Genomic DNA, 20,867 nt, shown 5'->3' on the forward strand with positions numbered 1-20,867 from the left:
GCCTCCGCTCAGTTCCCCATCCGGTCGCGCCACTGCCGCTCGCCCTGCATGCAGGAGATGCGCGGCTGCTTGGCCTGCGCCTTCTGGATCAGGGCTTCGGGGCCAGAGGCCGGCATCTCGGCGATCTCGCGCACCAGCTTGGTCCTGGTCGCATCGACGAACTGATGGCGCTCGCGGATCGGGATGACGAAGGCGCCGACGCCGGTGACGACGCAGTCCTCGTAGTAGACGTCGAGATTGTCGATGTCGAAATAGCTCGCCTGCTTCAGCATCACCGGCAGGCCATTGATGGAAATGCCCTTGTCGCGCGCGGCATCGCGGGCGGCCGTCACCGGGCGCCCGTCATTGTTGGCGCCGTCGCCGGAGATGTCGATGACGCGGCGCAGTGGCGTGACATTGCTCTTCTCGAGCAGGGCGACGGCAAGGTCGATCGCGCCGGAGATCGAGGTGCGCCGGCCGCGCCGGGTCGGAGCCTCGCCGAGCTCCTCGGCGAAGGCGATCGCCGATTGCGGGGTCTCGATCACCGTCCAGGGCCTGACGATGTGCTGGAAGTCGCCGCCCGCCCATTCGAAATAGGTGACGGCGATCTTGCCGATCGCGCCTTTTGCGATGGCCTCGTGCAACTGCTTCGAGCGGAAGGCCTCGATATAGCCGTTGCGCTGCAGAGCGAGTTCGTCGAGGTCCATTGAATAGGAGACGTCGACCGCCAGCACGAGGGCGACGTCGACCTCCTCGGGCGGCGCATTCGCCTGCTGTGCATCGGGCGCCGATGCGGGCCAGGCCCCGGCGGCGGCGAGACAAAAGAGACCGAACAGCCAGCGCCGCATCGAAACCTCCGTCATCTGTCGTCGAAGCGTGACGCCGAAAGGAGGCCGAGTTTCGGACGAAGGCAGGCTTCAAACGAATGTCGTCGAAGTCTGCGCTTGGTTTCGATTCGCGCAAAGCACGAAAACGCGAGTGCAAGCCGGAAAAATGAGCATCGGCCTGCCCAAACCGGTACCCTGAAGGGATTATCCGCGCCGGCGATCCTCGACGATGGCGAGCGCCGCCTGGAAGACCTCCTCGACACCGAGCGCCGAGGTGTCGAGCTGCACAGCGTCCTCCGCCGCCTTCAGCGGCGCGTCGCCACGGCCTGAATCCCTGGCATCGCGCCGGCGGATATCGGCCAGGATGCCGTCGAGCGTCGCCACCTCGCCCCGCCCCGCCAGTTCCTTGTGCCGGCGCGCGGCGCGGACCTCGGGCGTCGCGGTGACGAAGAGCTTCACGCTCGCCTCAGGGCAGATCACCGTGCCGATGTCGCGCCCGTCGAGCACCGCCCCTTCCCCTGTCGCGGCAAACCGGCGCTGCCGGTCGATCAGCGCACGCCGGACCGCAGGGATCGCCGCCACCACCGAGGCGGCCTCGCCGATCTCGCGGCCGCGCAGCCGCGATTCGTCGATAGCAGCATCGTCGAAGCCCGCAGCGCTCGTCGCTGCGGCCTGCGCATCGTCGAGCGGCTCGCCGGCGTCGAGCATGGTGCGGGCGACCATGCGGTAGAGCAGGCCGGTGTCGAGATAGGGCAGGCCGTAATGGGCGGCCAGCCGGCGCGCCAATGTGCCCTTGCCGGAGGCGGCCGGCCCGTCGACGGCGATGACCAGCCGGTCGGCCTGCTGGGCGGGGGAGGCTGTCGGCTGGGCTGCGGGCACGATTCTCGTCTTTCATCAGTGCGCTGGTAAGGGCAGAGTTCTAAAGCACGGGGCTCGCCGATGCGAAGCGGTTTTGCGCCCGATGTCGCAGGTTCGCGCCGCAGCCAAATCAATATTTGACAGGGAGGCTTTGCCCGACTAACGGACGCCCCTGCTTTTTACGAACCCTGTCCGAACTTGAAGGTCCGACGCCGTGGCGAAACCGGAACTTGGTACCAAGCGCGTTTGCCCGGTCACGGGCCGCAAATTCTACGATCTCGACAAGGATCCGATCGTCTCGCCCTATACCGGCCAGTCCTATCCGCGCTCGCTGTTCGAGCCGCAGGCCAAGGCGGCGCCGGCCCCGGCGCCCAAGCAGGCGGACGACGAGGATGAGACGGAGGCCGCCGACGGCGCTGTCGAGCTCGTCTCGCTCGACGACGCCGATGCCGAGGCTGCCGAGAAGGAGCCGGTGGTCACCAGCGACGACGATATCGAGATCGAGGATGACGGCGACACCAGCGATGACGACGACACCTTCCTGGAAGAGGACGAGGAAGGCGACGACGACGTCTCCGACCTGATCGATGGCGACATCGAAGGCGACGAGGACGCCTGAGCAGCGCCTGGATCGCGTCAAATCGCGCTCCTGAAAAAAGCGCGACGATAACGTGACATCAGTGCTTGTGTCTTGGCGCAAGCTTGCCTATAGAGCGCTTCGTCGCTGCGGCGACAAGCGCGGACCGCCTCGAAAGAGCCCTCGGTCAGCGACGATTTCCCGGCCTTTCCCCAAGAAGGCCGGCCAAGTGGGGCCATAGCTCAGTTGGGAGAGCGCTTGAATGGCATTCAAGAGGTCGGCGGTTCGATTCCGCCTGGCTCCACCAAATCTCTCTCTTTACCGACATTTGCGGACGACCGGAGCCGGCTCTGACTGAGGCCGGCTTTCTGCCTTGCCGTTGCACCGGTCGACACAGCTGCGCTCGCCGCTCAACGACACACGACGCTCTGTCCGCGCATGGTGCAGGTCGAGGTCAGGCGCTCGTCGGCCGACGGTGCGTAGGTTGGCGCGACATCCGCTGGCACATAGCTCGACCCATCGCTTTGCATTGGATCGATGCCCGCGGACATCCCGGTAGCGGCACAACCGGCCAGCAACATGCAGCACGCGGCCACGAAGAGCTTTGTCATCGAGAACTCCTTACCGGCGCGATCCTGCCGGGATGCTTGGGCGATGTCACGTGCTGTGGCGCGACTATGCCGCGCCTGGGCACAGCCTTCGATCGCTATCGTGCTCGGGACATTGGATGCGCTGATGCCTTTCCGCGCGCTCCGCCCCTGAGCGCACGCGAGTTCGAAATGGGAGGTTCCTTTTGAGCGCCCCGCGCAGCCAGAGATAATAATCCCACGAGAAGAGCGATATTCAGCTTATTATTCCGAATATTACCGGGTTACACCTTAGATGATCATGACAATCGGCGTATAATATTTTCCCGAACGGACCGTTCTTTTTAAAAAACACTTCTCTTGACCGCCTGCTCTGCTGGCCGCCATCGTAAATGATAGGGGATGCAAGCTTCGCATCCCGCCAGATCATTCGCTTCATGCGAGGTGCGCGATGTCCAGTGTCGGCCGACAACTCACGCTCAACCTGTTCATCTATCCCGGCGGCCATCATGAGGCGGCCTGGCGCTACAAGGATTCCGAGCCGGCACGCGTGCTCGATATCCGCTATTATCAGGAGCTGGCGCAGAAGGCGGAGGCCGCGAAGTTCGACGCGATCTTCTTCGCCGATGGGCCCTCGCTGCCGGAGAATGTGCGCTATTCCTCGCGGGTCCGCTTCGAGCCGGTGACCTGGCTGACCGCGATCGCAGCGGCGACCGAAAAGATCGGCCTGATCGGCACGGCCTCGACCACCTATAACGAGCCTTACAATCTCGCCCGCCTGTTCGCCTCGCTCGACCATATCAGCGGCGGCCGGGCCGGCTGGAACATCGTCACTACCAGCGATGCCGGGGCCGCCCATAACTTCGGGCTGCCGGAGCATCCTCCGCATGGCGAGCGCTACGAGAAGGCTCGCGAGTTCCTGAATGTCGTCACCAGGCTCTGGGACAGCTGGGAGGACGACGCCCTCGTCGCCGATCCGCAGAGCGGCGTCTTTGCCGATGCCGACAAGGTCCATCGCATCGACCATGTCGGCAAGCACTACCGGGTGCGCGGCCCGCTCAACGTCTCGCGCTCGCCGCAGGGGCGGCCGGTCTATGTCCAGGCCGGCTCCTCCGAGGATGGCCGCTCCTTCGCGGCCCAGTTCGCCGAGGCGATCTTCACCGCGCACCAGACGCTTGCCAGCGCGCAGGAATTCTATTCCGACATCAAGACCCGCGCGGTGGCGCTCGGGCGCCGGCCGGATCACCTGCGCGTCCTGCCCGGGATCAGCCCGTTCCTCGGCTCGACGGAGGCCGAGGCGAAGCGGCTGGAGGAGGAGATCGACGATCTGATCCAGCCGGCCGCCTCGCTCGACCAGCTCAAGCGGATGATCGGCGTCGATCTCAGCGGCTACGATCTCGACGGGCCCGTGCCGCGCCAGATCATCGACACCAGCGGACCGAAAGGATTGGCGAGCCGCTTCCAGCTCGTCGTCGACATCGTCGACCGTGAGAATCCGACGATCCGCCAGCTGATCCGGCGTCTTGCCGGTGCGCGCGGCCACCGCGTCGTCGTCGGCACGCCCGAGCATGTCGCAAACGAGATCCAGACTTGGTTCGAGCAGGGCGCGGCCGACGGTTTCAACGTCATGCCGCCCTATCTCACCGGCGGCTTCGACAGCTTCGTTACCGAGGTCGTGCCGATCCTGCGCAGGCGCGGCCTGTTCCGGCAGGAGTATTCCGGCACGACGCTGCGCGACCATTACGGGCTGCCGCGCCCGGAGAGCCTGTTCGCTGCGGAGCAGCGCAAGAGCGCCTGAGGCCCTCGGCTTCGCCAACACCCTTCCCCATGCGTGACGCGGCGCGGCCTTGCCCGCCAGGCGGCCACGCATGCCCAACGAGGACATCCGATGAAGCTGGCCCACCTCCTACCATTTGCGGCCGCCCTGCTGGCCGGCTCCGCCGTCGCCCAGCCCTTGCCGGAGACCGCGCCGATCCCGGAGGGTGTTCCGCCGGGAACGACGCTGGTGATCGGCGATCCGCAGACCAGGGTGGCGCTCGCTTTGTCGGGTGAGCTCGCCAAGCTGCCCTTCAAGGTCGAATGGGCCAATATCTCCGGCGGTCCGCAGACGATCGAGGCCTTTCGCGCCAAGGCGCTCGACATCGGCGCCGTCGCCGACATCCCGCCGGTCCATGCGCAATGGACGGGCCTTGAGGTCAGGATCGTCGCTGCGAAGTTCCGGCGCGATCCGGTGGGGCATCCGATCTATGTGATCGCCACGGCGCCCGGCTCCGGCATCGCCAAGCTCGAGGACGTCAAGGGCCGCAAGATCGCCTTCAGCCCCGGCCAGGCGCAGGGCGCGCTGGTGCTGCGCGTGCTGAAGAAGCTGAACCTCCGGCATGACGAGGTCCAGCTCGTCGAATTGCCGAGCGTCGGCGACGCCTATGTCAACGCGCTCGCCAGCAAGCTCGTCGATGCCGCGCCGATCGCCGAGGCGAACAAGCAGCGCTTCGTCCAGAACTACGAGCGCGACGGCGCCAGGGCGCTGCCGCACGGGCTGCGCGACGACCCAGCCTATCTCTATGTGGTCAAAGCCTCGCTGGAGGATCCCGGCAAGGCGGCGGCGATCCGCGCCTATGTCCAGGCCTGGGGCCGCGCCGCCAAATGGATCGAGACCCATCCCGAAGAGTGGATCAAGGGCTATTACGTCAAGGACCAAGGCCTGAAGGCCGATTCCGGCCGTTTCCTGGTCCAATCCAACGGCGATCCCGACGTGCCGCTCGACTGGAGCGGGGCGATCGAGCGCCAGCAGGAAACCATCGATCTCCTCGCCGCCGAATTGAAGAAGCCGGTGCTCAACGCGGCGGCGCTGTTCGACCGGCGCTTCGAGCAGGTCGCCGGCACGGCTTATCAGGGAGAATGAGCATGGCCGATCTCTCGCTCACCGGCGGACAGGGCGCCATCGATCCGGGCTGGCTCAAACTCGCCCGCAGCCAGCCTGCCGGTGCGGCCGACAAGCCCCGCCGCCGACGCAAGCTCGGCCCGGGCCGGCCGATCCCCTATGGCGCCGCGCTCGGCCCGGCCCTGCTGCTCGTCCTCTGGAGCATCGGCTCGGCGACCGGCTTCATCGACGACCGCATCCTCTCGGCGCCCTGGACGGTGGCGACCACCGGCTGGGAGCTGATCCAGGAGGGGCGCCTGCAGGAAAACCTCTGGACCTCGTTCCAGCGCTCCTTCTGGGGGCTGTTCTGGGGCATCGTCGCCGGCGCTTCGCTCGGCGTCATCGCCGGCCTCAGCCGCATCGGCGAATACCTCGTCGACGGCCCGATCCAGATCAAGCGCGCCATCCCGGCGCTGGCGCTGATCCCGCTGCTGATGCTCTGGTTCGGCATCGGCGAAGGCATGAAGGTGCTGACGATCGCGCTGATCACCTTCGCGCCGATCTATATCCAGACCCATGACGGGCTGCGTTCGACCGATGCTCGCTTCATCGAATTGGCCGAGACGCTCGACCTCTCCAATGGCCAGTTCCTGCGCCATGTCGTGCTGCCGGCGGCGCTGCCCGGCTTCCTGCTCGGCCTGCGCTTCGGCGTCACTTATTCCTGGCTCGCCCTCGTGGTGGTCGAGCAGGTCAACGCCACCTCCGGCCTCGGCTACATGATCAATCTCGCCCGCACCTATGGCCAGACCGAGGTCATCATCCTGTGCCTCGCCGTCTATGCCGCGCTCGGCCTGAGCTCGGATTGGCTCGTCCGCTTCATCACCCGAAAGGCTCTGCCATGGCGCAAGATTCTGGCCGACTGAACCAGCAGCCCGTGGTCGCAGTCCGCGGCCTCACTCGCCGCTATGGCGAACGCACCATCATCGACGGCGTCGACCTCGACATCGGCCGCGGCGAGTTCGTCGCCCTGCTCGGCCGCTCCGGCTCCGGCAAGAGCACCTTCCTGCGGGCGCTGGCGGGGCTCGATCATGGCGTGCCCGGCTCCGGCCGGCTTGGCACGCCCGACGCGGTCTCCGTCGTCTTCCAGGATGCGCGCCTGCTGCCCTGGAAGACCGTCGTCGACAATGTCTCGCTCGGGCTGAGCGGGCAGACGCCGCGCGAGCGCGCTTTGCACGCTCTCGCCGAGGTCGAGCTGACAGCGCGGGCGCGGGCCTGGCCGATGCAACTCTCCGGCGGCGAGCAGCAGCGCGCGGCGCTCGCCCGCTCGCTGGTGCGCGAGCCGGAACTGCTCTTGCTCGACGAGCCCTTCGGCGCGCTCGATGCGCTGACCCGCCTGCGCATGCAGGCGCTCCTGCTCGATCTCTGCGCCCGCCATCGACCGGCGGTGCTGCTCGTCACCCATGACGTAGACGAAGCGATCCATCTCGCCCAGCGCGTGCTGGTACTCGACCAGGGCCGCTTCACCGTCGATCTCAAGGTCGACCTGCCGTCCGAGGCAGGGCCGCGGCAGCGCCGCTTCGCCGAAGTGCGCAGCGAACTGCTGAGCAGTCTCGGCGTGACCCAGGAAGAGCTGCGCCGCGTCGCCTGAGTGGTGCTACTTCTTGATCGCCGGGCAGGCGCTCTGGGCGAGCGGGCGGAAGGCCTGGTCGCCCGGGATGGTGGCGACGAGGTCGTAAAGGTCCCATTCGCCCTTGGATTCGGCCGGCTTCTTGACCTGGAAGACGTAGAAATCGTGGACCATGCGCCCGTCCTCGCGGAGCTTGGCGTTGCGCACGACCTCGTCCTCGATCGGCAATTCGCGCATCTTGGCGATCACGGTCTTGGCCTCGTCCGATTTCGCCGAGGCGACCGCCTTGAGATAGTGCCGGACCGAGGAATAGACGCCGGCCTGAATCGCCGAGGGCACCGCGCCATGCGCCGCCTTGAAGCGCTCCGAGAAGGCGCGGGTGCGCTCGTCGATGTTCCAGTAGAAGCCTTCGGTCAGGATCGTGCCCTGCGCCGAGGCGAGGCCGACGCTCTTCACATCCATCGCGGTCAGGAAGAAGGCGACCAGCTTCTGCTTGTCCTGGCCGATGCCGAAATCGCGGGCGGTCTTGATCCCGGCGACGGTGTCGCCGCCGGCATTGGCGAGCGCGATCAGGTCGGCGCCCGAGCCCTGCGCGGTCAGGAGCTGCGAGGAGAGATCGACCGCCGGGAAGGCATGCCGGACCGAACCGGCATAGGTGCCGCCCTTGGCGGTGACGAGCGTCTTGGCGTCGGCCTCGAGCTGGTGGCCGAGCGCATAGTCGGCCGTGACCAGATACCATTTCGTACCGGGCTTGGTCAGGTGGTTGGCGATCCCGGCGACCTGGACATAGGTGTCCCACATCCACTGGACGACATGGTCGGGCTGGCAGGCATCGCCGGTCAGGCGCGCCGTGCCGCCGGGGAAGAGGCCGACGCGGTTCTTGTCCTTCAGCAGCGGCGGGATCGCGAGCTGCAGCGAGGCGTTCGACATGTCGGCGAGCACGTCGACGCCCTGCCGGTCGATCCATTCGCGGGTGATCGCCGAGCCGACATCGGCCTTGTTCTGGTGGTCGGCCGAAACGACCTCGATCTTCATGCCCGCGCATTCGGCCTTGAGGCAGTCCTCGACCGCCATGCGCGCGGCGGTGATCGAGCCCTTGCCGGTGATGTCGGAATAGACGCCGGACATGTCGGTCAGCACGCCGATCTTGACGGCGCCGTCCGAGATCTCGGCCGCGGCGGGCAAGGTGCCGAGCAATGCGGTGGCGATGGCGAGCGCCGAGGCCAGACCCTTCATGTGAATTCCTCCCATGGTGTTTTCGTCGTTGCTAGCGGTCGTGCCAGTGCGCCATCGGCAGGCCGGCGACCGGTGATCTGAATGAGGGGATGCGGCTGCCGCGCAGGCTGCCGATATGGGCAGTGCTGAGATCGGCCCCGCCGAAGGTGATGCTGGCGAACCAGGGCGCGGTCGAGCCGCCGCAGGCGAGCATCAATTCGGGCGTCGCTTCGTCGCGGGCGAAGGCCGCCATCAGCGCCTTGCCGGCTTCGCTGCCGCGATCGTCGTCGAGCAGGATGCGCAAATCGCCCTCCGGCGTGATCGCGAAGACCCGGTCGAGCATCACATGCGTGCCCCAGAGATTGCCATGGGCGTCGAAGGCGATGCCGTCGATGAAGGCGCCATGGTCACTGGGGCCGAAAATCTCGCGGTCGGTCAGGCTGCCATCGGCCCCGACCCGCAATCGCGTCACCCGGCAGGCGCAGGTTTCGGCGACATAGAGCCATTCCTCCTTGGCATCGAGCCGGATCTCGTTGGTGAAGGCGAAGCCATCAGCGACGATGCGCAGCCGCCCGCCATCATAGAGCGCGACATAGCCGTCGCGGACATTGGGGCTCATCGCCCGCATCCAGTTCTTCGTGCGCGTCGAGATCGTCAGCCAGATCCGGTCCTTGCTGTCGCGCAGCACGAAATTGACCTTGCCGATGGCCTGGCCGTCGATCGTATCGACCAGCACGCGCGTCTCGCCCGAGCGCGTCATCACCTCCAGCCGGTCGGTGCCAAAATTCGAGATGAGGACATCGCCATTGCGGGCGAAGGCGAGGCCGTTCGGCAAGGTGCCGGAGACGAAGCGGGCTTCCTCGTCGGCCGCCTCGGCAAAGCCGCGGCTCGCCGTCTGGGTGATCAGCTGCTGCGAGCCGTCCGGCCGGATATGGACGACGCCGCCGCGCGCATCGGCGCTCCAGAGCGAGCCGTCGCGCTCGGCCAAAATGCATTCGGGCCGTTGCAGGCCCTCGCCGACATAAGTGATGGCGGCGGGATCGATGACGAAGCCATCGAGAGGGTTGGGGCGGCGCGACATCAGAAGTTCACGCGGTCGCCGCCCTTGAGGCCGAGCGTGGCGCGGGCCTCCTCGGGCGTCGCGATCTCGTAGCCGAGTTCCTCGACGATGCGGCGGATCTTCGCGACCTGCTCGGCATTGGAGGTCGCGAGCTTGCCCCTGCCGACGAACAGGCTGTCCTCCAGCCCAACGCGGACATTGCCGCCCAGCATCGCCGCCTGCGTGCAGAAGGCCATCTGATGGCGCCCGGCCGCGAGCACCGACCAGTGATAGTCCTTGCCGAACAGCTTGTCGGCGGTGCGCTTCATGAACATCAGATTGTCGAGATCGGCGCCGATGCCGCCGAGGATGCCGAAGATCAGCTGCAGGAAGACCGGCGGCCGGAACCAGCCGCGGTCGAGGCAATGGGCGAGATTGTAGAGATGACCGACATCGTAGCACTCGTGCTCGAACTTGGTGCCGTGGCCCTCGCCGAGCAGTTTGTAGATGCGCTCGATGTCGCCAAAAGTGTTGCGGAAGATGAAGTCCTTGGTGTTGGCGAGATAGGGCTGCTCCCAAGGATGCTTCCAGTTGCTGTATTTGTCGGCCAGCGGGTGCAGCGCGAAATTCATCGAGCCCATATTGAGCGAGCACATCTCCGGCGCGGCCTTGAGCGGCGCGGCGAGGCGCTCTTCGACCGTCATGGTCAGGCCGCCACCGGTGGTGATGTTCACGACCGCATCGGTCGCCTGCTTGATCCGCGGCAGGAACTCCATGAACACGGCCGGGTCCGGCGTCGGGCGACCGTCCCTGGGATCGCGGGCGTGCAAGTGCAGGATCGCCGCGCCCGCCTCCGCCGCCGCGATCGCCTGGCTCGCGATCTCGTCGGGCGTGATCGGCAGATGATCCGACATCGTCGGGGTATGGATGCCGCCGGTCACGGCGCAGGTGATGATGACCTTGCTCATCGCATTCTCCTTCGTCGTTCCGTTCAGGCTGGCAGGATCGCCACGGCGCGGGTCCAGCCGGCCGAGCCGTTGCGGACCTTCACTGGCAGGCAGCTGATGGTGAAGCCGGTCGCCGGCAGCGCTTCGAGATTGTGCAGTTTCTCGATCTGGCAGTAGCCGGCCTCGCGTCCGGCCTTGTGTCCCTCCCAGATCAGCGAGGCGTCGCCGGTCTCGGCAAAGCGGCGGGCGGTGTGGCTGAACGGGGCGTCCCAGCTCCAGCCATCGGTGCCGACGACCTTGATGCCCTGCCGGACCAGATGCAGCGTCGCCTCGCGGCCGAAGCCGCAGCCGGAATCGACATAGTCCGCCTGGCCATAGCGGGCACCGGCGCGCGTATTGGCGATGACGATCTCCAGCGGGCTCAAGCTGTGCCCGATGCGCGCGAGTTCGGCGTCGATCTCGGCCGGCGTGACGACATGGCCATCGGGCAGATGGCGGAAATCGAGCTTCACGCCCGGCTGCAGGAACCAGTCGAGCGGGCATTCGTCGATCCGGAGCGCCGGGGCGCCGCCATCCTGCGTCGGGTGGTAATGCCAGGGCGCATCGACATGGGTGCCATTATGGGTCGAGATCGTCGCGAGCTCGACCGCCCAGCCCATGCCGTCCGGGAGCTGCTCGGGCCTGAGGCCCGGAAAGGCCGCTGCGATGTCCTTCGCCGTCGCCTCATGCGTGCGATAGTCGATTCTGACCTTCTGGAACGGCGGATCGGCAGGAACGTCGTTCTCGAGCGGAATCGACAGATCGACGAGGCGGCCTGGCAGCATGCCGGTAGGTCCTCCCATGAGGATGTATTCTCTGCGGTTCGAATTTGGACGAACGTCCGACCTATAGCAGGGCGCCATGTTTCTGGTAAGAGGGGAATCGCTGGATTCTGGAGGGGCCCGATGTCCGCGATGCCGACGCGCGACCGCATTCTCGACGCTGCCGAGCGGCTCTTCGCCGAGCGCGGCGGCGCCGACGGCGCCTCGATGCGCGATCTCGCGGCCGCGGCCGGCGTGCGGCTCTCGCAGCTCAGCTATCATTTCGGCTCGAAAGAGGCGCTCTACCGCGCCGTCTTCGCTCGCCGGGCCCATGCCTTGGCGCTGGCGCGCGCGCAGGCGCTCGGCGAGGCCATGGCCCGGCCGGTGCTCGACGTCGGCGAGATCGTCGCCGCCCTGATCGGCCCCTCCGTGCGTCAGCGTTTCAGCGAAGGCGTGCAGGGCGCCGCCTTCGCCATGATGACCGCCCGCGAGGCAGTCGACCCGCGCGAGGCGGCACGCGGCGTCGTCGCCGAGCATTTCGATCCGACTGCAAGGCAGTTCGTCGCGGCGCTGGGCAAGGTCTACCCGAAGGCGCCTGAAGGCGCACTGGTTGACGCCTATCTCTTCATGGTCGGGGCTCTCGTCACGACCATGGCCGCCGGTGACCGCGCCATGCGGCTCGATCAGCCGCGCGAGGCCGTGCCGGTCGTGGAGAATGCCGAGCACTTGCTGCAGCGCCTGACCAGCTTCTGCGCCGCCGGCATCGACGGCCTGCTGCGGGGCCGCTAAGCCGGTTCATCCGACTGCGAACGAGGGGAAGCAGGGATCATCATGCGCCGCGAGATCATCGAAGTTCCCGTCATCTCCGAGGCGATCCGCCGGCTCGGCGCGCCGACCTCGGCATTGGCGCGTGCCGGCGACCTGCTCTTCACCTGCGGCATGCCGCCGATCGACACCGTGACCGGTGAGATCGTCAGCGGCGATATCGAGACGCAGACCCGCGCCGCGATGGAGGCGCTCGCCGTGACCCTGCGCCATGGCGGCTCCTCGCTCGACGCCGTGATCAAGGCCACGATCTTCGTCACCGATCCCGCGCTGATGGGCGGGGTCAACGCCGTCTACCGCACCTATTTCAGCGATAGCTTCCCCGCGCGGACCAGCGCCGCGATCCGGCCCTGGCCGCTGCCCTTCGACATCGAGATCGAATGCGTCGCCGCGATCGAATGAATCCGTCAGCGCTGGGACGGAGTCGCCATCTTCGCCAGGGCTGCATCGAGCAGCTCGGCTGACGGTTCCAGCGGCTTCAGGCTCGCCGTATAGATCGCGACCGCGCGAACGCGGCGGCCGGGATAGATTTCGCCGATCAGCCGGCGATAGACCGCGAGCTGCGCCAGCGTCGTAGCCGGCAGAGCCGCGGCATCCTGTGGCGCGCGAGCCGCCGTCTTGAAGTCGGCGATCAGGACTTCGCCATCGCCGACCGCGAGCCGGTCGATCCGCCCCTGCACCGGCCGTTTGCTGTCATCGCCAATGGTGATCTCGCCGGCGAGCGGCACCTCGGCCAGGCTACCCGGTCCGAACAGCCCGCCGAATTCCGGCGCGGCGATCAGCGCTAGCGCATCCTCGACGACCTTGCTGCGACGTTCCTCGGCCAGCGAGCCGCCACGCGCTTCCACCAGTGCGCGGGCCGTGCTGGGGCGTCGCTCCGGCGGCACCTCCGGCAGGACCTGCAGCAGGAGATGCGCCAGTCGCCCCGCAGCGGCGGCATTGGCGAGGAAGGGCCCGTCATGCGGTCGCTCCTGCGCATCGGCGGCAGAGAGCGCACTCGACGGCCGCAAGGGTGGCGCTGGCTCGGCCTCTTCAGGGGCAGGGCGCGTCAACCAGCCCGGAGCTGACGTCGAGGCCATTGCGGCGACAGCGTCCTCGGCTGCCCCTTCTCCCGGCTGCGAAACCATGAAACGGCGGACCTCGCCGTCACCATCGGGCGCGGGAACATCGCGCAACCAGGGCTCAGAGCCGCCGAGGCCGAGCTCGGCCATGGCGTACCAGGAGCCCTCGGGCGCCTCGCCCTTGGCCTGCACGCCGCAGAGGATCAAGCGCTCCTCGGCCCGGGTCAGCGCGACATAGAGCAGGCGGTGATGCTCCTCGACCATCTGGGCGACAATTGCGTCCTTGGCGCGCCGCATCGCGGCGGGGTCGTCGGCGCGCTTGCTCGGCCAGACCGGCACCTGCGCACCGCGCGGCGGCTCGACCGCCATCAGCTTCGGCAGGCGGCGCTCGCCGGGCGCGATGCCGAGATCGGCGAGGATGACGACCGGCGCCTCCAAACCCTTCGAGCCGTGCACGGTCATCACCCGGACCTCGCCGGCGCTGGCCGAAAGGTCGCGTTTCACCTGCGTCGCTACCGCGCCGATATGGTGCAGGAAGCCGGCGAGCGAGGGGCCGTAGCGCCGCTCATGATCGAGCGCGGCGCTCAAGAAAGCGTCGAGCGCATCGCCCGCTTCCGGGCCGAGGCGAGCAAGCGCGAGATTGCGGCCGCCGCCGGGGCCGAGCAGGCCGGCGAAGAAGCGGAACGGACCGCAGCGCCCGGCCTCCTCGGCGAGTTCGGTCAGGCGCGCCTCGATCGCGGCATAGCGCGGCTCCGCCTGCGCCGCCTGGCGGAAGGCGTCGCGCAAAGAACCCTTCCGCTCCGGCGCGAGGCGCATCAGGTCGTCGTCGTCGAGGCCGAAGAGCGGCGTCTTCAGCGTGATCGCCAGAGAGAGATCATCCTGCGACAGCAGGATCGCCCGCCCGAGCGCGACGAGGTCCTCGACCGCCGGATGATCGGCGAGCGTCAGGCGGTCGCGGCCGGCGACTGGCACTCCGCGATCCTTCAGCGCCTTGACGATCGCCTCGAACAGCGCGCCGCGCTGGCGCAGCAGGATCATCACGTCGCCGGGCCTGAACGGGCGGCCGATATCGTCGCGGCCGGCATCGCTCCAGCGCTTCAGCACATCGGCGATGCGGGTGGCGAGCTTGACCAGTCCGGAGCGCCGCTCGGGCGCATCGACCGGCGTCGTCCAGGCATCGGGCTTCTCGCTGGAATCATCGGCCGAGACCGGCCAGAGATCGACCGCACCGATCGAGGCGCGCCTGACCGTGTCATGGCGCTCGGGCCCGGCGCCGCCGTCGAAGACGAGGCCGCGCCAGTGCTCGCGCGGCGCGAACACCGCATCGACGGCGCGCATGATGTCGGGCGCCGAGCGGAAGGAGGTGGTGAGGCTGATCGGCTCGAAGCGCTGGCCGGCCTCCTGGAGGCGTCGGCCGAGCAATCGCCTTTCCTCGCTGAAATGCGAGGGCGCCGCGCCCTGGAAGCCGTAGATCGACTGCTTCTCGTCGCCGACGACGAAGACTGTGCGTGGCCTGACCAGTTCGCGCGCGCCCTCGCCGGCCGAGAATTCCTCGGCGAGCCGGCGCAGGATCGCCCATTGCGCCTCGCTGGTGTCCTGGGCCTCGTCGAGCAGGATGTGGTCGATGCCGGCATCGAGCTTGTAAAGCGCCCAGGCCGGGTCGACCCGGTCGAGCAGCGAGCGCGTCTTGGCGATCAGGTCGTCATAGTCGAGCAGGGATCGCTGCGCCTTCAAACGGCGATAAGCGGCGAGGATATGGGTCACCAGCACGGCGAGCGCCGCGCTGCGCTCGCGCACCGCGATGGCATTGAGCTGGTCGATCGCTCCGGTCAGGCAGGCTGCGAGCGCATCGAGCGCCGCGTCGAGATCGGCCGGCAGCGCGCTGTTGCCCTTGCCGCGGACATGCTGGGCGACATTGCCTTCGGCTGTCAGCAGGCCGGCGCGGCAGGCCGTGACCGGGTCGATGCCTGGCGCATCGGAGAGGGCGAGCCTGATCGCAGCAGCGGCCTTGGCGCGCGTCGCGCTGCCGGCCTCGAAGGCGGCGACGAGCCGCTCGAGATCGGGCACGGCCGCGAGTTCGCGCTGGAAGCGCTCGCGCACCGTCTCCGCCATCAGCTCCGGCGCGATGCCGAGGAAAGCGGAGAGCCCCGCGACAATCTCCTCCGGCTTGCGCGCACGGCCTTCCGCATCGCTGAACACGGCGCGCTGGTGCAGCGCCTCGCGCATGATCTGGTCGAAGGTGTCCTGCGCCGCATGCTCGGCCATGAAGCGCAGCGCTCTGGCCTGCGGCCCGTCCGGATCGGACTCGGCGGCGGCGAGCAGGTCGCGCCTGGCATCGCGCATCAACTCGTCCTGGGCGAGATCGTCGGCGACCTCGAAGCGCGGCGGGACATTGGCCTCGAAGGGCGCGCTCTGCAGCACGCGGGTGCAGAAGGCGTGGATGGTCTCGATCTTGAGGCCGCCCGGCGTCTCCAGCGCCTGCGCGAACAGCCGCCGTGCCCGGCTGATGTCGCTCGCGGCCGGAAGCTGCCCCGTCAGCGCCGACAGCGCCGCCCAGAGCACGGAATCGGAGGCGACGGCCCAGACCGAGAGCGCCCGGAAGACCCGGTTCGACATGTTGGCGGCGGCGGCCTTGGTATAGGTGATGCAGAGCATCCGGCCGGGCGCGACGCCGTCGAGCAGCAGGCGCAGCACGCGGTTGACCAGCACATGGGTCTTGCCCGAGCCGGCATTGGCGGAGACCCAGGCACTGAGATCAGGCTCGGCCGCCAGCGCCTGATTGCGGCGTGTCTGCTCGGGAATGGTCCAGCCGGCGGGGGTCATGGCGTGATGATCTCGCCGCAGAGGCGCGGGAGCCCTCCCCCCTTGTGGGGGAGGGTTGGGAGGGGGGTAACCGGGTGAGCGGCGTCGAGGCTTCGCCTGCGATCAGCCTCGCGGCTGATTACCCCCCTCTCCAGCTCTCCCCCACAAGGGGGGAGAGGGCCGGTTGCGGCTCCACCGCCTCGCCGGAATACCGTCCTCATGCCTCGTCTCCGGCATCGCCGCCGAGATCGGGCGCCGCCGACCATTCCTTGACCCGGGCGAGCTGGTCATAGGGGCTGGCGTATTTGATGTAGGCCGGGGCGCGGCGCGACAGCCAGGGCTCGCGGCCGGCGCGCAGCAATGCGAGATGGTCGAGCAATTGCGCGAGATGGCGGGCGGTGACGTCGGCCTGCGCCTCGTCCTTGAACGACAGCTTCTTGTCCTTCTCCCAGCTCTTGGGATCGTGGTTGAGGCGCAGATAAAGAAGTGCCTCGACCGGCCCGGGCAGGATATCCGGCGAGAAGCCGTGGCGCTGGGCGAGTTCGGCTTCCAGCGTCAATTGCGGCGCGAAGCCGAGGCGGACCTGCTCCTCGCTCGGCGGTGCGCCGGTCTTGAAATCGATGATGCGCAGGGCGCCATCGCGCGTGATCTCGACGCGGTCGGCCCGGCCGGTCAGCAGGATCGAGGAACCGTCGATCAGCGGAAACTCGGCCTGCGTATCGCGCTCGACCGCAACGCGGGCGAGTTCCGGCCGGCGCCTTTCCTCCCAGCCGAGGAAGTTCTGCGCGATCAGCAGGAAACGAGGCCACCAGAAGGCGCGCACCTCCGGCGTCTCCTCATAGGCGCGGAACAGTCGCTCGCCGATCTCGATCAGGCTGCCGAGCGCGCCGGCCGGTACCTGTTCAGGATAGGTCTCGGCGAAGCTGCCGACGATGTCGTGCAGCAGCGAGCCGCGATCGGTCGCGCCGGGATCCTCCACCAGCTCCGGCAGGGCGTCGAGCCTAAGGATCTTGCGGGCATAGACGGCATAAGGGTCACGATAGAGCGTCTCGACCTCGGTGACGCTGAGCCGCTTCGGCTGCAGATGCGCCGCCGGATAGGGCTTTGGCCGCGGCACCGGCAGGAGATCGGCGGGTTTGCCGAGCAAACCAGCCCAGCCGGTGAGCTCGCGCCCGCGCGCCTCGGCAGCGGCCCAGGCCTCGGCCGGCGCCACGGCCTTGAGCCGCTGCCAGAAGCGCGAGGGGATCGTTTCCGCTTCGCCGGCCTTGCGGGCGCGGGTCAGTGTCACCTTGCCGGCGAGCGCCGCCGCGACGAAATCATGCGCGGTCTGGCCGATCCGGCGCTCAGGCGGCGAAAGGCCGAGCTCGGCCCGCATCGGCCGGTTGATGAAGGAATCGGTCTCGGTCGCCGGCGGCCAGACACTCTCGATCAGGCCGCCGAGCACGATGTGCTCGGCTTCGAGCAGGCGGGCTTCGAGCAGGCCCCAGATCTTGACGCGGGGATGGCCAGGATCGCGGCGCTGCACGACGCGCTCGCCAATCAGGCCCTCAAGGATCGCGATCCAGTCACGGGCGCGGCCCTCGCCGGGCGCTTCCGGCAAGGCGGCATCGAGATCGTCGAACAGCGCGGCGAGCGCCTCGCCATCCGGGCCGCGCCAGGAGAGGATCGCGCCGGTCTCGTCGCTGCTCAGCTTTTCGACCACCCGCCGGGCCTGCGCCGCGATCTCGCGCAGTTCGGGAGCAGGACCGGCCAAGGCCACCACGAGCGGGGCGAGCGAATCTTCCAGCGCCGCCAGCACCTCCTCGGCCGCGCCGACATCCTCGTCTGTCAGCTTGCGGCGCGGGCGCGGGGCATAAGTTGCCGTGCGCAGCTCCGGCAGCGCCTCGAAGGCCCGGCGCAGGCCGGGGAAACCGGGGCCGACCGGCTCGCCACGCCAGCAGCCGATCTCCAGCGCCGCCGCGCCTTGCCGCAGGCGTGCTTCCGTCAGCCCGAGCCGGCAGAGCGGATGGGCCAGCAGCGCAACGAGGCTCGCCGGAGAGAGCTCGCCCTCGACTGCATCGAGCGCCAGACGGAGCAGGGCGCCGGCCGGCCAGCGGCCGAGCGGCATTCCGGCGGAATCATCGGCCTGGATGCCCCAGCGCCTGAGCTCGACCGCGACGCGTTCGGCAAGGCCGCGATCGGGCGTGATCAGCGCAGCACGGGCGCCCGGCTCCTCCAGAGCCTCGCGCAAGGCGAGCGCAGCCGCCAGCGCCTCCTCGCGCTCATCCGCCGCCTCGACGATACGCAGGCCGTCGAGCGCTTCGGCTGCAAGGGGCGCCGCGCCGGCCCAGTCGTCGGTGACGGAGGCGGGCAGCAAGGCACGGCGCAGCAGGTCGCGGCGGGCTTCCAGCCCCGGCGACGGCTCGGCGAGGACAACCACCTCGTCACGGCTCGCGCCTATCTCGTCGAGCAGGCGATGCAAGGCCGCCTGCGGATGCGAAGGCGCCGGCTCCTGGACAATGGCGCGCCAGCCTTGCTCGGAGAGCGCCTCGTCGAGATCGGGCAAGACAACGGCGCCATTCGGGGCGCGGGCGAGCGCGGCGAGCAGGCGCGCCGTCGCCGGCACAGTACCGGTCGAACCGGCCGCGATCACCGGCCCGTGGAAATCGCCGGCGAGCAGCCGCTCGCGCTCGGCTGCGAGCATGCGGTTGCGGAACTCGGCCGGGTCGCATTCGGCTCGCTGTTCGAGGATCGCCGGCCAGGCTTCGGCGATGATGTCGAGGAAGCGGGCATTGAACTGCCAGATCTCGTCGAAGCGGGCGGCATCGAGCCCTTTCAATCGCGACGGCGAGACGCCTTCGGTCTGCAACTGGTCGAGCAGATGGGCGAGATCGCCGGCGAGCCCCCAGGCCTCGGCCAGGGTCGCCGGCATCAACGAGGGCTCGGCCGGGTCGAGCTTGAGATGCTGGCGGTTCGCCGTGCGGCCCCAGGCCGAGATCAGCGTCGTCAGGATGAAGCGGCGGCGCAGCGGGTCGATCGGCGCGACCCGCTGCAGGGCGAGGGCATCGCCCGCGCCGGCGATCAGCGCCGTCTCGGCCTCGTCGACATCGCCAAGCGGGACGATGCGCGGCAGCAGCAATGGGCGGCCGCCGAGCTTTTCGGAGAGGATGGTGCCGAAGGCCCGCGCGGCGCGCTGGGTCGGCAGATAGAGCGTGGTGCGCGAGAGCGCGGCGGGATCGCCGGGGTCGAAGGCTCGGCCGAAGCGGCCGGCGATCAGCGCCTGCGCCAGCACGGAGAGGAAGGGCGCGCCGGCCGGGATGCTGAACAGGTTGAGCCCGGCCATCGCAGTTCACTCAGCTTGGTGGGCGGCGTAGGCCTGCTCCGCCAGCGGGATCGCCTCGGGCGTGCCGACATGCAGCCAGCGCCCGTCAAGCAGATGGCCGAACAGGGTTCCCTTGGCGATGCAACGATCGAACAGCAGGTTCAGCGAGAACGGCCCCTCCGGCGTGTCGGCGAAGAGCTCCGGCTTGATGATGGCGACGCCGGCATAGACGTAAGGCGCGCTGGCAGCCTGCCCGCGTCGCGCCAGCCGGCCGGCTTCGTCACGGAAGAAATCGCCGGCGCCGTCGAAGCCGACGCTGCTTTCGCGCTCCGCCAGCAGGAGCAGCATGTCCATGCGCGCCGAATCCCAAGCGGCGGCCATGGCCGAAATGTTCGACGCCCCCCGTTCGCTCCAGAGCGAATCGGAATTGATATGGAAGAAGGGCTCGGTGCCGAGCAGCGGCAGCGCCTTCTTCACGCCGCCGCCGGTTTCGAGCAGGACGTCGCGCTCATCGGAGATGGTGATGCGCGGGTTGGTCCGGCCGGCGATGCGCGCCTCGATCTGCTCGGCGAGGTAGTGGACATTGACCACGGCGTCCTCGACACCGGCCTCGGCGAGCCGGTCGAGCGCATGGTCGAGCATGGTCTTGCCGGCGATCGCGACCAGCGGCTTGGGCATGGTGTCGGTGATCGGGCGCATGCGCTTGCCGAGCCCGGCGGCGAGCACCATGGCCCGGCGGATCGGCGACGAACCGGTCTGCATGACGTGAACGAATCTCCTGCCGGCCAAGACTGCTACATCAGCCATGGCCGGCGCGATTGCTCAAGTGCGGCAGCAGCTCAAAGGAAGCTGGCGATCTCCTCCAGCGGCTTCTTGCCGATCGCGGGCACGACGCAACCCTCGGCGGGATAGCCGACGACGAGCAGGATCAGCGCTTTCTCGTTATCGGGCCGGCCGCAGAGCTCGTTGAGGAAGTTCATCGGCGCCGGCGTATGCGTCAGTGTCGCCAGGCCGGCCTGATGCAACGAGGCGATCAGGAAGCCGGCGGCGATGCCGACCGATTCGGGCACGTAATAGTGCTTCACCTTGCGGCCTTCGGCGTCATAGCCCCAGCGCTGGGCGAAGATCGCGATCAGCCAAGGCGCGGTATCGAGGAAAGGCTTGTGCTCGTCGGTGCCGAGATGCTCGAGCGCATCGAGCCATTCCTCGCCGGCGCGGCCGGCATAGAAGGCGCGCTCCTCTTCCTCGGCGCCCTCGCGGATCTTCTTCTTGATCTCGGGATCGGAGATGCAGACGAAGGTCCAGGGCTGCTGGTTGGCCCCGGATGGCGCCGTGCCGGCCGTCGCGACTGCCGCCTCGATGATCTCGCGCGGCACCTTCCTGTCGGAATAGTCGCGCACCGTGCGGCGCTTCCTCATCGTCTCCAGGAACTTGAGCGCCTGCGCCTTCATCTCCTCCTCGGGCAGACCCTCGAAGGCGAGCGGCATGGTGACATAGGCGTTCATCGATTTCCTCCTGACAGCTTCTTGCGGGCACTGCTGCTTGCACAATAGACCATCCCG

The 20,867-nt window shown here is 68.2% G+C and carries 18 protein-coding genes and 1 tRNA gene; 8 read left to right on the forward strand and 11 right to left on the reverse strand.

The window, feature by feature from the left end; translation table 11 throughout:
* Positions 1 to 8: 8 nt before the first annotated feature.
* Both VGV58_RS23360 and cmk read right to left on the reverse strand, forming a co-directional pair.
* Complete coding sequence (locus tag VGV58_RS23360) at positions 9 to 827, reverse strand: DUF1194 domain-containing protein (protein WP_326876447.1); 819 nt, start codon at positions 825 to 827, stop codon at positions 9 to 11.
* A 183-nt stretch (positions 828 to 1,010) separates the two neighbouring features.
* Complete coding sequence (cmk, locus tag VGV58_RS23365) at positions 1,011 to 1,685, reverse strand: (d)CMP kinase (RefSeq protein WP_326876448.1); 675 nt, start codon at positions 1,683 to 1,685, stop codon at positions 1,011 to 1,013.
* Positions 1,686 to 1,878: 193 nt separating this feature from the next.
* Between cmk and VGV58_RS23370 the strand changes: the two genes are divergently transcribed.
* Both VGV58_RS23370 and VGV58_RS23375 read left to right on the forward strand, forming a co-directional pair.
* Positions 1,879 to 2,283 carry a TIGR02300 family protein gene (locus tag VGV58_RS23370; RefSeq protein ID WP_326876449.1) on the forward strand — a complete coding sequence of 135 codons (405 nt, stop codon included), beginning with the start codon at positions 1,879 to 1,881 and terminating at the stop codon, positions 2,281 to 2,283.
* A gap of 189 nt (positions 2,284 to 2,472) precedes the next feature.
* Positions 2,473 to 2,548, forward strand: a tRNA-Ala gene (locus VGV58_RS23375).
* Positions 2,549 to 2,651: 103 nt separating this feature from the next.
* Here the strand turns inward: VGV58_RS23375 and VGV58_RS23380 are convergent.
* On the reverse strand, positions 2,652 to 2,852 hold the full coding sequence (locus tag VGV58_RS23380) for a hypothetical protein (protein WP_326876450.1): 201 nt from the start codon (positions 2,850 to 2,852) through the stop codon (positions 2,652 to 2,654).
* Between the two features lie 427 nt (positions 2,853 to 3,279).
* Between VGV58_RS23380 and VGV58_RS23385 the strand changes: the two genes are divergently transcribed.
* The 4 genes from VGV58_RS23385 to VGV58_RS23400 all read left to right on the forward strand — a co-directional run bounded on the left by VGV58_RS23385 (position 3,280) and on the right by VGV58_RS23400 (position 7,336).
* Positions 3,280 to 4,626, forward strand: a complete 1,347-nt coding sequence (locus VGV58_RS23385; RefSeq protein WP_326876451.1) for an LLM class flavin-dependent oxidoreductase — start codon at positions 3,280 to 3,282, stop codon at positions 4,624 to 4,626.
* 90 nt (positions 4,627 to 4,716) lie between these two features.
* A complete protein-coding gene (locus tag VGV58_RS23390; RefSeq protein ID WP_326876452.1) occupies positions 4,717 to 5,730 on the forward strand; it encodes an ABC transporter substrate-binding protein in 1,014 nt (337 codons plus the stop codon).
* A gap of 2 nt (positions 5,731 to 5,732) precedes the next feature.
* Positions 5,733 to 6,611 carry an ABC transporter permease gene (locus VGV58_RS23395; protein WP_326876453.1) on the forward strand — a complete coding sequence of 293 codons (879 nt, stop codon included), beginning with the start codon at positions 5,733 to 5,735 and terminating at the stop codon, positions 6,609 to 6,611.
* Complete coding sequence (locus VGV58_RS23400) at positions 6,587 to 7,336, forward strand: ABC transporter ATP-binding protein (protein WP_326876454.1); 750 nt, start codon at positions 6,587 to 6,589, stop codon at positions 7,334 to 7,336. The genes VGV58_RS23395 and VGV58_RS23400 overlap by 25 nt, the downstream gene beginning before the upstream one ends.
* Before the next feature lie 6 nt (positions 7,337 to 7,342).
* On the opposite strand, the gene VGV58_RS23405 is transcribed toward VGV58_RS23400, so the two are convergent.
* The 4 genes from VGV58_RS23405 to VGV58_RS23420 are packed head-to-tail and all read right to left on the reverse strand — an operon-like array spanning position 7,343 to position 11,340.
* Positions 7,343 to 8,551, reverse strand: coding sequence for an ABC transporter substrate-binding protein (locus tag VGV58_RS23405; protein ID WP_326876455.1), 1,209 nt, complete (start codon positions 8,549 to 8,551; stop codon positions 7,343 to 7,345).
* A gap of 31 nt (positions 8,552 to 8,582) precedes the next feature.
* The gene (locus VGV58_RS23410; RefSeq protein WP_326876456.1) at positions 8,583 to 9,611 is read right to left on the reverse strand and encodes an SMP-30/gluconolactonase/LRE family protein; all 1,029 of its coding nucleotides are present in this window, start codon (positions 9,609 to 9,611) and stop codon (positions 8,583 to 8,585) included.
* Positions 9,611 to 10,537: a 3,5-dioxohexanoate:acetyl-CoA acetone transferase gene (kce, locus tag VGV58_RS23415; protein WP_326876457.1), complete on the reverse strand. Its 927-nt coding sequence runs from the start codon at positions 10,535 to 10,537 to the stop codon at positions 9,611 to 9,613. The genes VGV58_RS23410 and kce overlap by 1 nt, the downstream gene beginning before the upstream one ends.
* A 23-nt stretch (positions 10,538 to 10,560) precedes the next feature.
* Positions 10,561 to 11,340: a cyclase family protein gene (locus VGV58_RS23420; protein ID WP_414644071.1), complete on the reverse strand. Its 780-nt coding sequence runs from the start codon at positions 11,338 to 11,340 to the stop codon at positions 10,561 to 10,563.
* A gap of 120 nt (positions 11,341 to 11,460) precedes the next feature.
* Here VGV58_RS23420 and VGV58_RS23425 point away from each other — a divergent pair, with 120 nt between their 5' ends.
* Both VGV58_RS23425 and VGV58_RS23430 read left to right on the forward strand, forming a co-directional pair.
* The gene (locus VGV58_RS23425; RefSeq protein ID WP_326876458.1) at positions 11,461 to 12,105 is read left to right on the forward strand and encodes a TetR/AcrR family transcriptional regulator; all 645 of its coding nucleotides are present in this window, start codon (positions 11,461 to 11,463) and stop codon (positions 12,103 to 12,105) included.
* Positions 12,106 to 12,147: 42 nt separating this feature from the next.
* A complete protein-coding gene (locus VGV58_RS23430) occupies positions 12,148 to 12,543 on the forward strand; it encodes a RidA family protein (protein ID WP_326876459.1) in 396 nt (131 codons plus the stop codon).
* A 5-nt stretch (positions 12,544 to 12,548) separates the two neighbouring features.
* Here the strand turns inward: VGV58_RS23430 and addA are convergent, their stop codons facing one another.
* From addA to VGV58_RS23450, 4 genes are all read right to left on the reverse strand, one after another.
* Positions 12,549 to 16,025, reverse strand: coding sequence for a double-strand break repair helicase AddA (gene addA, locus VGV58_RS23435; RefSeq protein WP_326876460.1), 3,477 nt, complete (start codon positions 16,023 to 16,025; stop codon positions 12,549 to 12,551).
* A gap of 196 nt (positions 16,026 to 16,221) precedes the next feature.
* The gene (gene addB / locus VGV58_RS23440; protein WP_326876461.1) at positions 16,222 to 19,326 is read right to left on the reverse strand and encodes a double-strand break repair protein AddB; all 3,105 of its coding nucleotides are present in this window, start codon (positions 19,324 to 19,326) and stop codon (positions 16,222 to 16,224) included.
* Between the two features lie 6 nt (positions 19,327 to 19,332).
* Complete coding sequence (locus tag VGV58_RS23445) at positions 19,333 to 20,067, reverse strand: nucleotidyltransferase family protein (protein WP_326876462.1); 735 nt, start codon at positions 20,065 to 20,067, stop codon at positions 19,333 to 19,335.
* A gap of 77 nt (positions 20,068 to 20,144) precedes the next feature.
* Positions 20,145 to 20,810, reverse strand: coding sequence for a nitroreductase family protein (locus tag VGV58_RS23450; RefSeq protein ID WP_326876463.1), 666 nt, complete (start codon positions 20,808 to 20,810; stop codon positions 20,145 to 20,147).
* Positions 20,811 to 20,867: the final 57 nt, after the last annotated feature.

Source organism: Allobosea sp. (assembly GCF_035944895.1).
Classification (GTDB): domain Bacteria; phylum Pseudomonadota; class Alphaproteobacteria; order Rhizobiales; family Beijerinckiaceae; genus Allobosea.

Coding starts and splice junctions, on each gene's coding strand:
- VGV58_RS23385 (WP_326876451.1), top strand. CDS start 3,280: ATGTCCAGTGTCGGCCGACAACTCACGCTCAACCTGTTCATCTATCCC.
- VGV58_RS23395 (WP_326876453.1), top strand. CDS start 5,733: ATGGCCGATCTCTCGCTCACCGGCGGACAGGGCGCCATCGATCCGGGC.
- VGV58_RS23430 (WP_326876459.1), top strand. CDS start 12,148: ATGCGCCGCGAGATCATCGAAGTTCCCGTCATCTCCGAGGCGATCCGC.
- VGV58_RS23405 (WP_326876455.1), bottom strand. CDS start 8,551: ATGAAGGGTCTGGCCTCGGCGCTCGCCATCGCCACCGCATTGCTCGGC.
- VGV58_RS23445 (WP_326876462.1), bottom strand. CDS start 20,067: ATGCAGACCGGTTCGTCGCCGATCCGCCGGGCCATGGTGCTCGCCGCC.
- kce (WP_326876457.1), bottom strand. CDS start 10,537: ATGAGCAAGGTCATCATCACCTGCGCCGTGACCGGCGGCATCCATACC.
- VGV58_RS23360 (WP_326876447.1), bottom strand. CDS start 827: ATGCGGCGCTGGCTGTTCGGTCTCTTTTGTCTCGCCGCCGCCGGGGCC.
- addA (WP_326876460.1), bottom strand. CDS start 16,025: ATGACCCCCGCCGGCTGGACCATTCCCGAGCAGACACGCCGCAATCAG.
- VGV58_RS23450 (WP_326876463.1), bottom strand. CDS start 20,810: ATGAACGCCTATGTCACCATGCCGCTCGCCTTCGAGGGTCTGCCCGAG.
- addB (WP_326876461.1), bottom strand. CDS start 19,326: ATGGCCGGGCTCAACCTGTTCAGCATCCCGGCCGGCGCGCCCTTCCTC.
- VGV58_RS23425 (WP_326876458.1), top strand. CDS start 11,461: ATGTCCGCGATGCCGACGCGCGACCGCATTCTCGACGCTGCCGAGCGG.
- VGV58_RS23420 (WP_414644071.1), bottom strand. CDS start 11,340: ATGCTGCCAGGCCGCCTCGTCGATCTGTCGATTCCGCTCGAGAACGAC.
- VGV58_RS23410 (WP_326876456.1), bottom strand. CDS start 9,611: ATGTCGCGCCGCCCCAACCCTCTCGATGGCTTCGTCATCGATCCCGCC.
- VGV58_RS23380 (WP_326876450.1), bottom strand. CDS start 2,852: ATGACAAAGCTCTTCGTGGCCGCGTGCTGCATGTTGCTGGCCGGTTGT.
- VGV58_RS23400 (WP_326876454.1), top strand. CDS start 6,587: ATGGCGCAAGATTCTGGCCGACTGAACCAGCAGCCCGTGGTCGCAGTC.
- VGV58_RS23390 (WP_326876452.1), top strand. CDS start 4,717: ATGAAGCTGGCCCACCTCCTACCATTTGCGGCCGCCCTGCTGGCCGGC.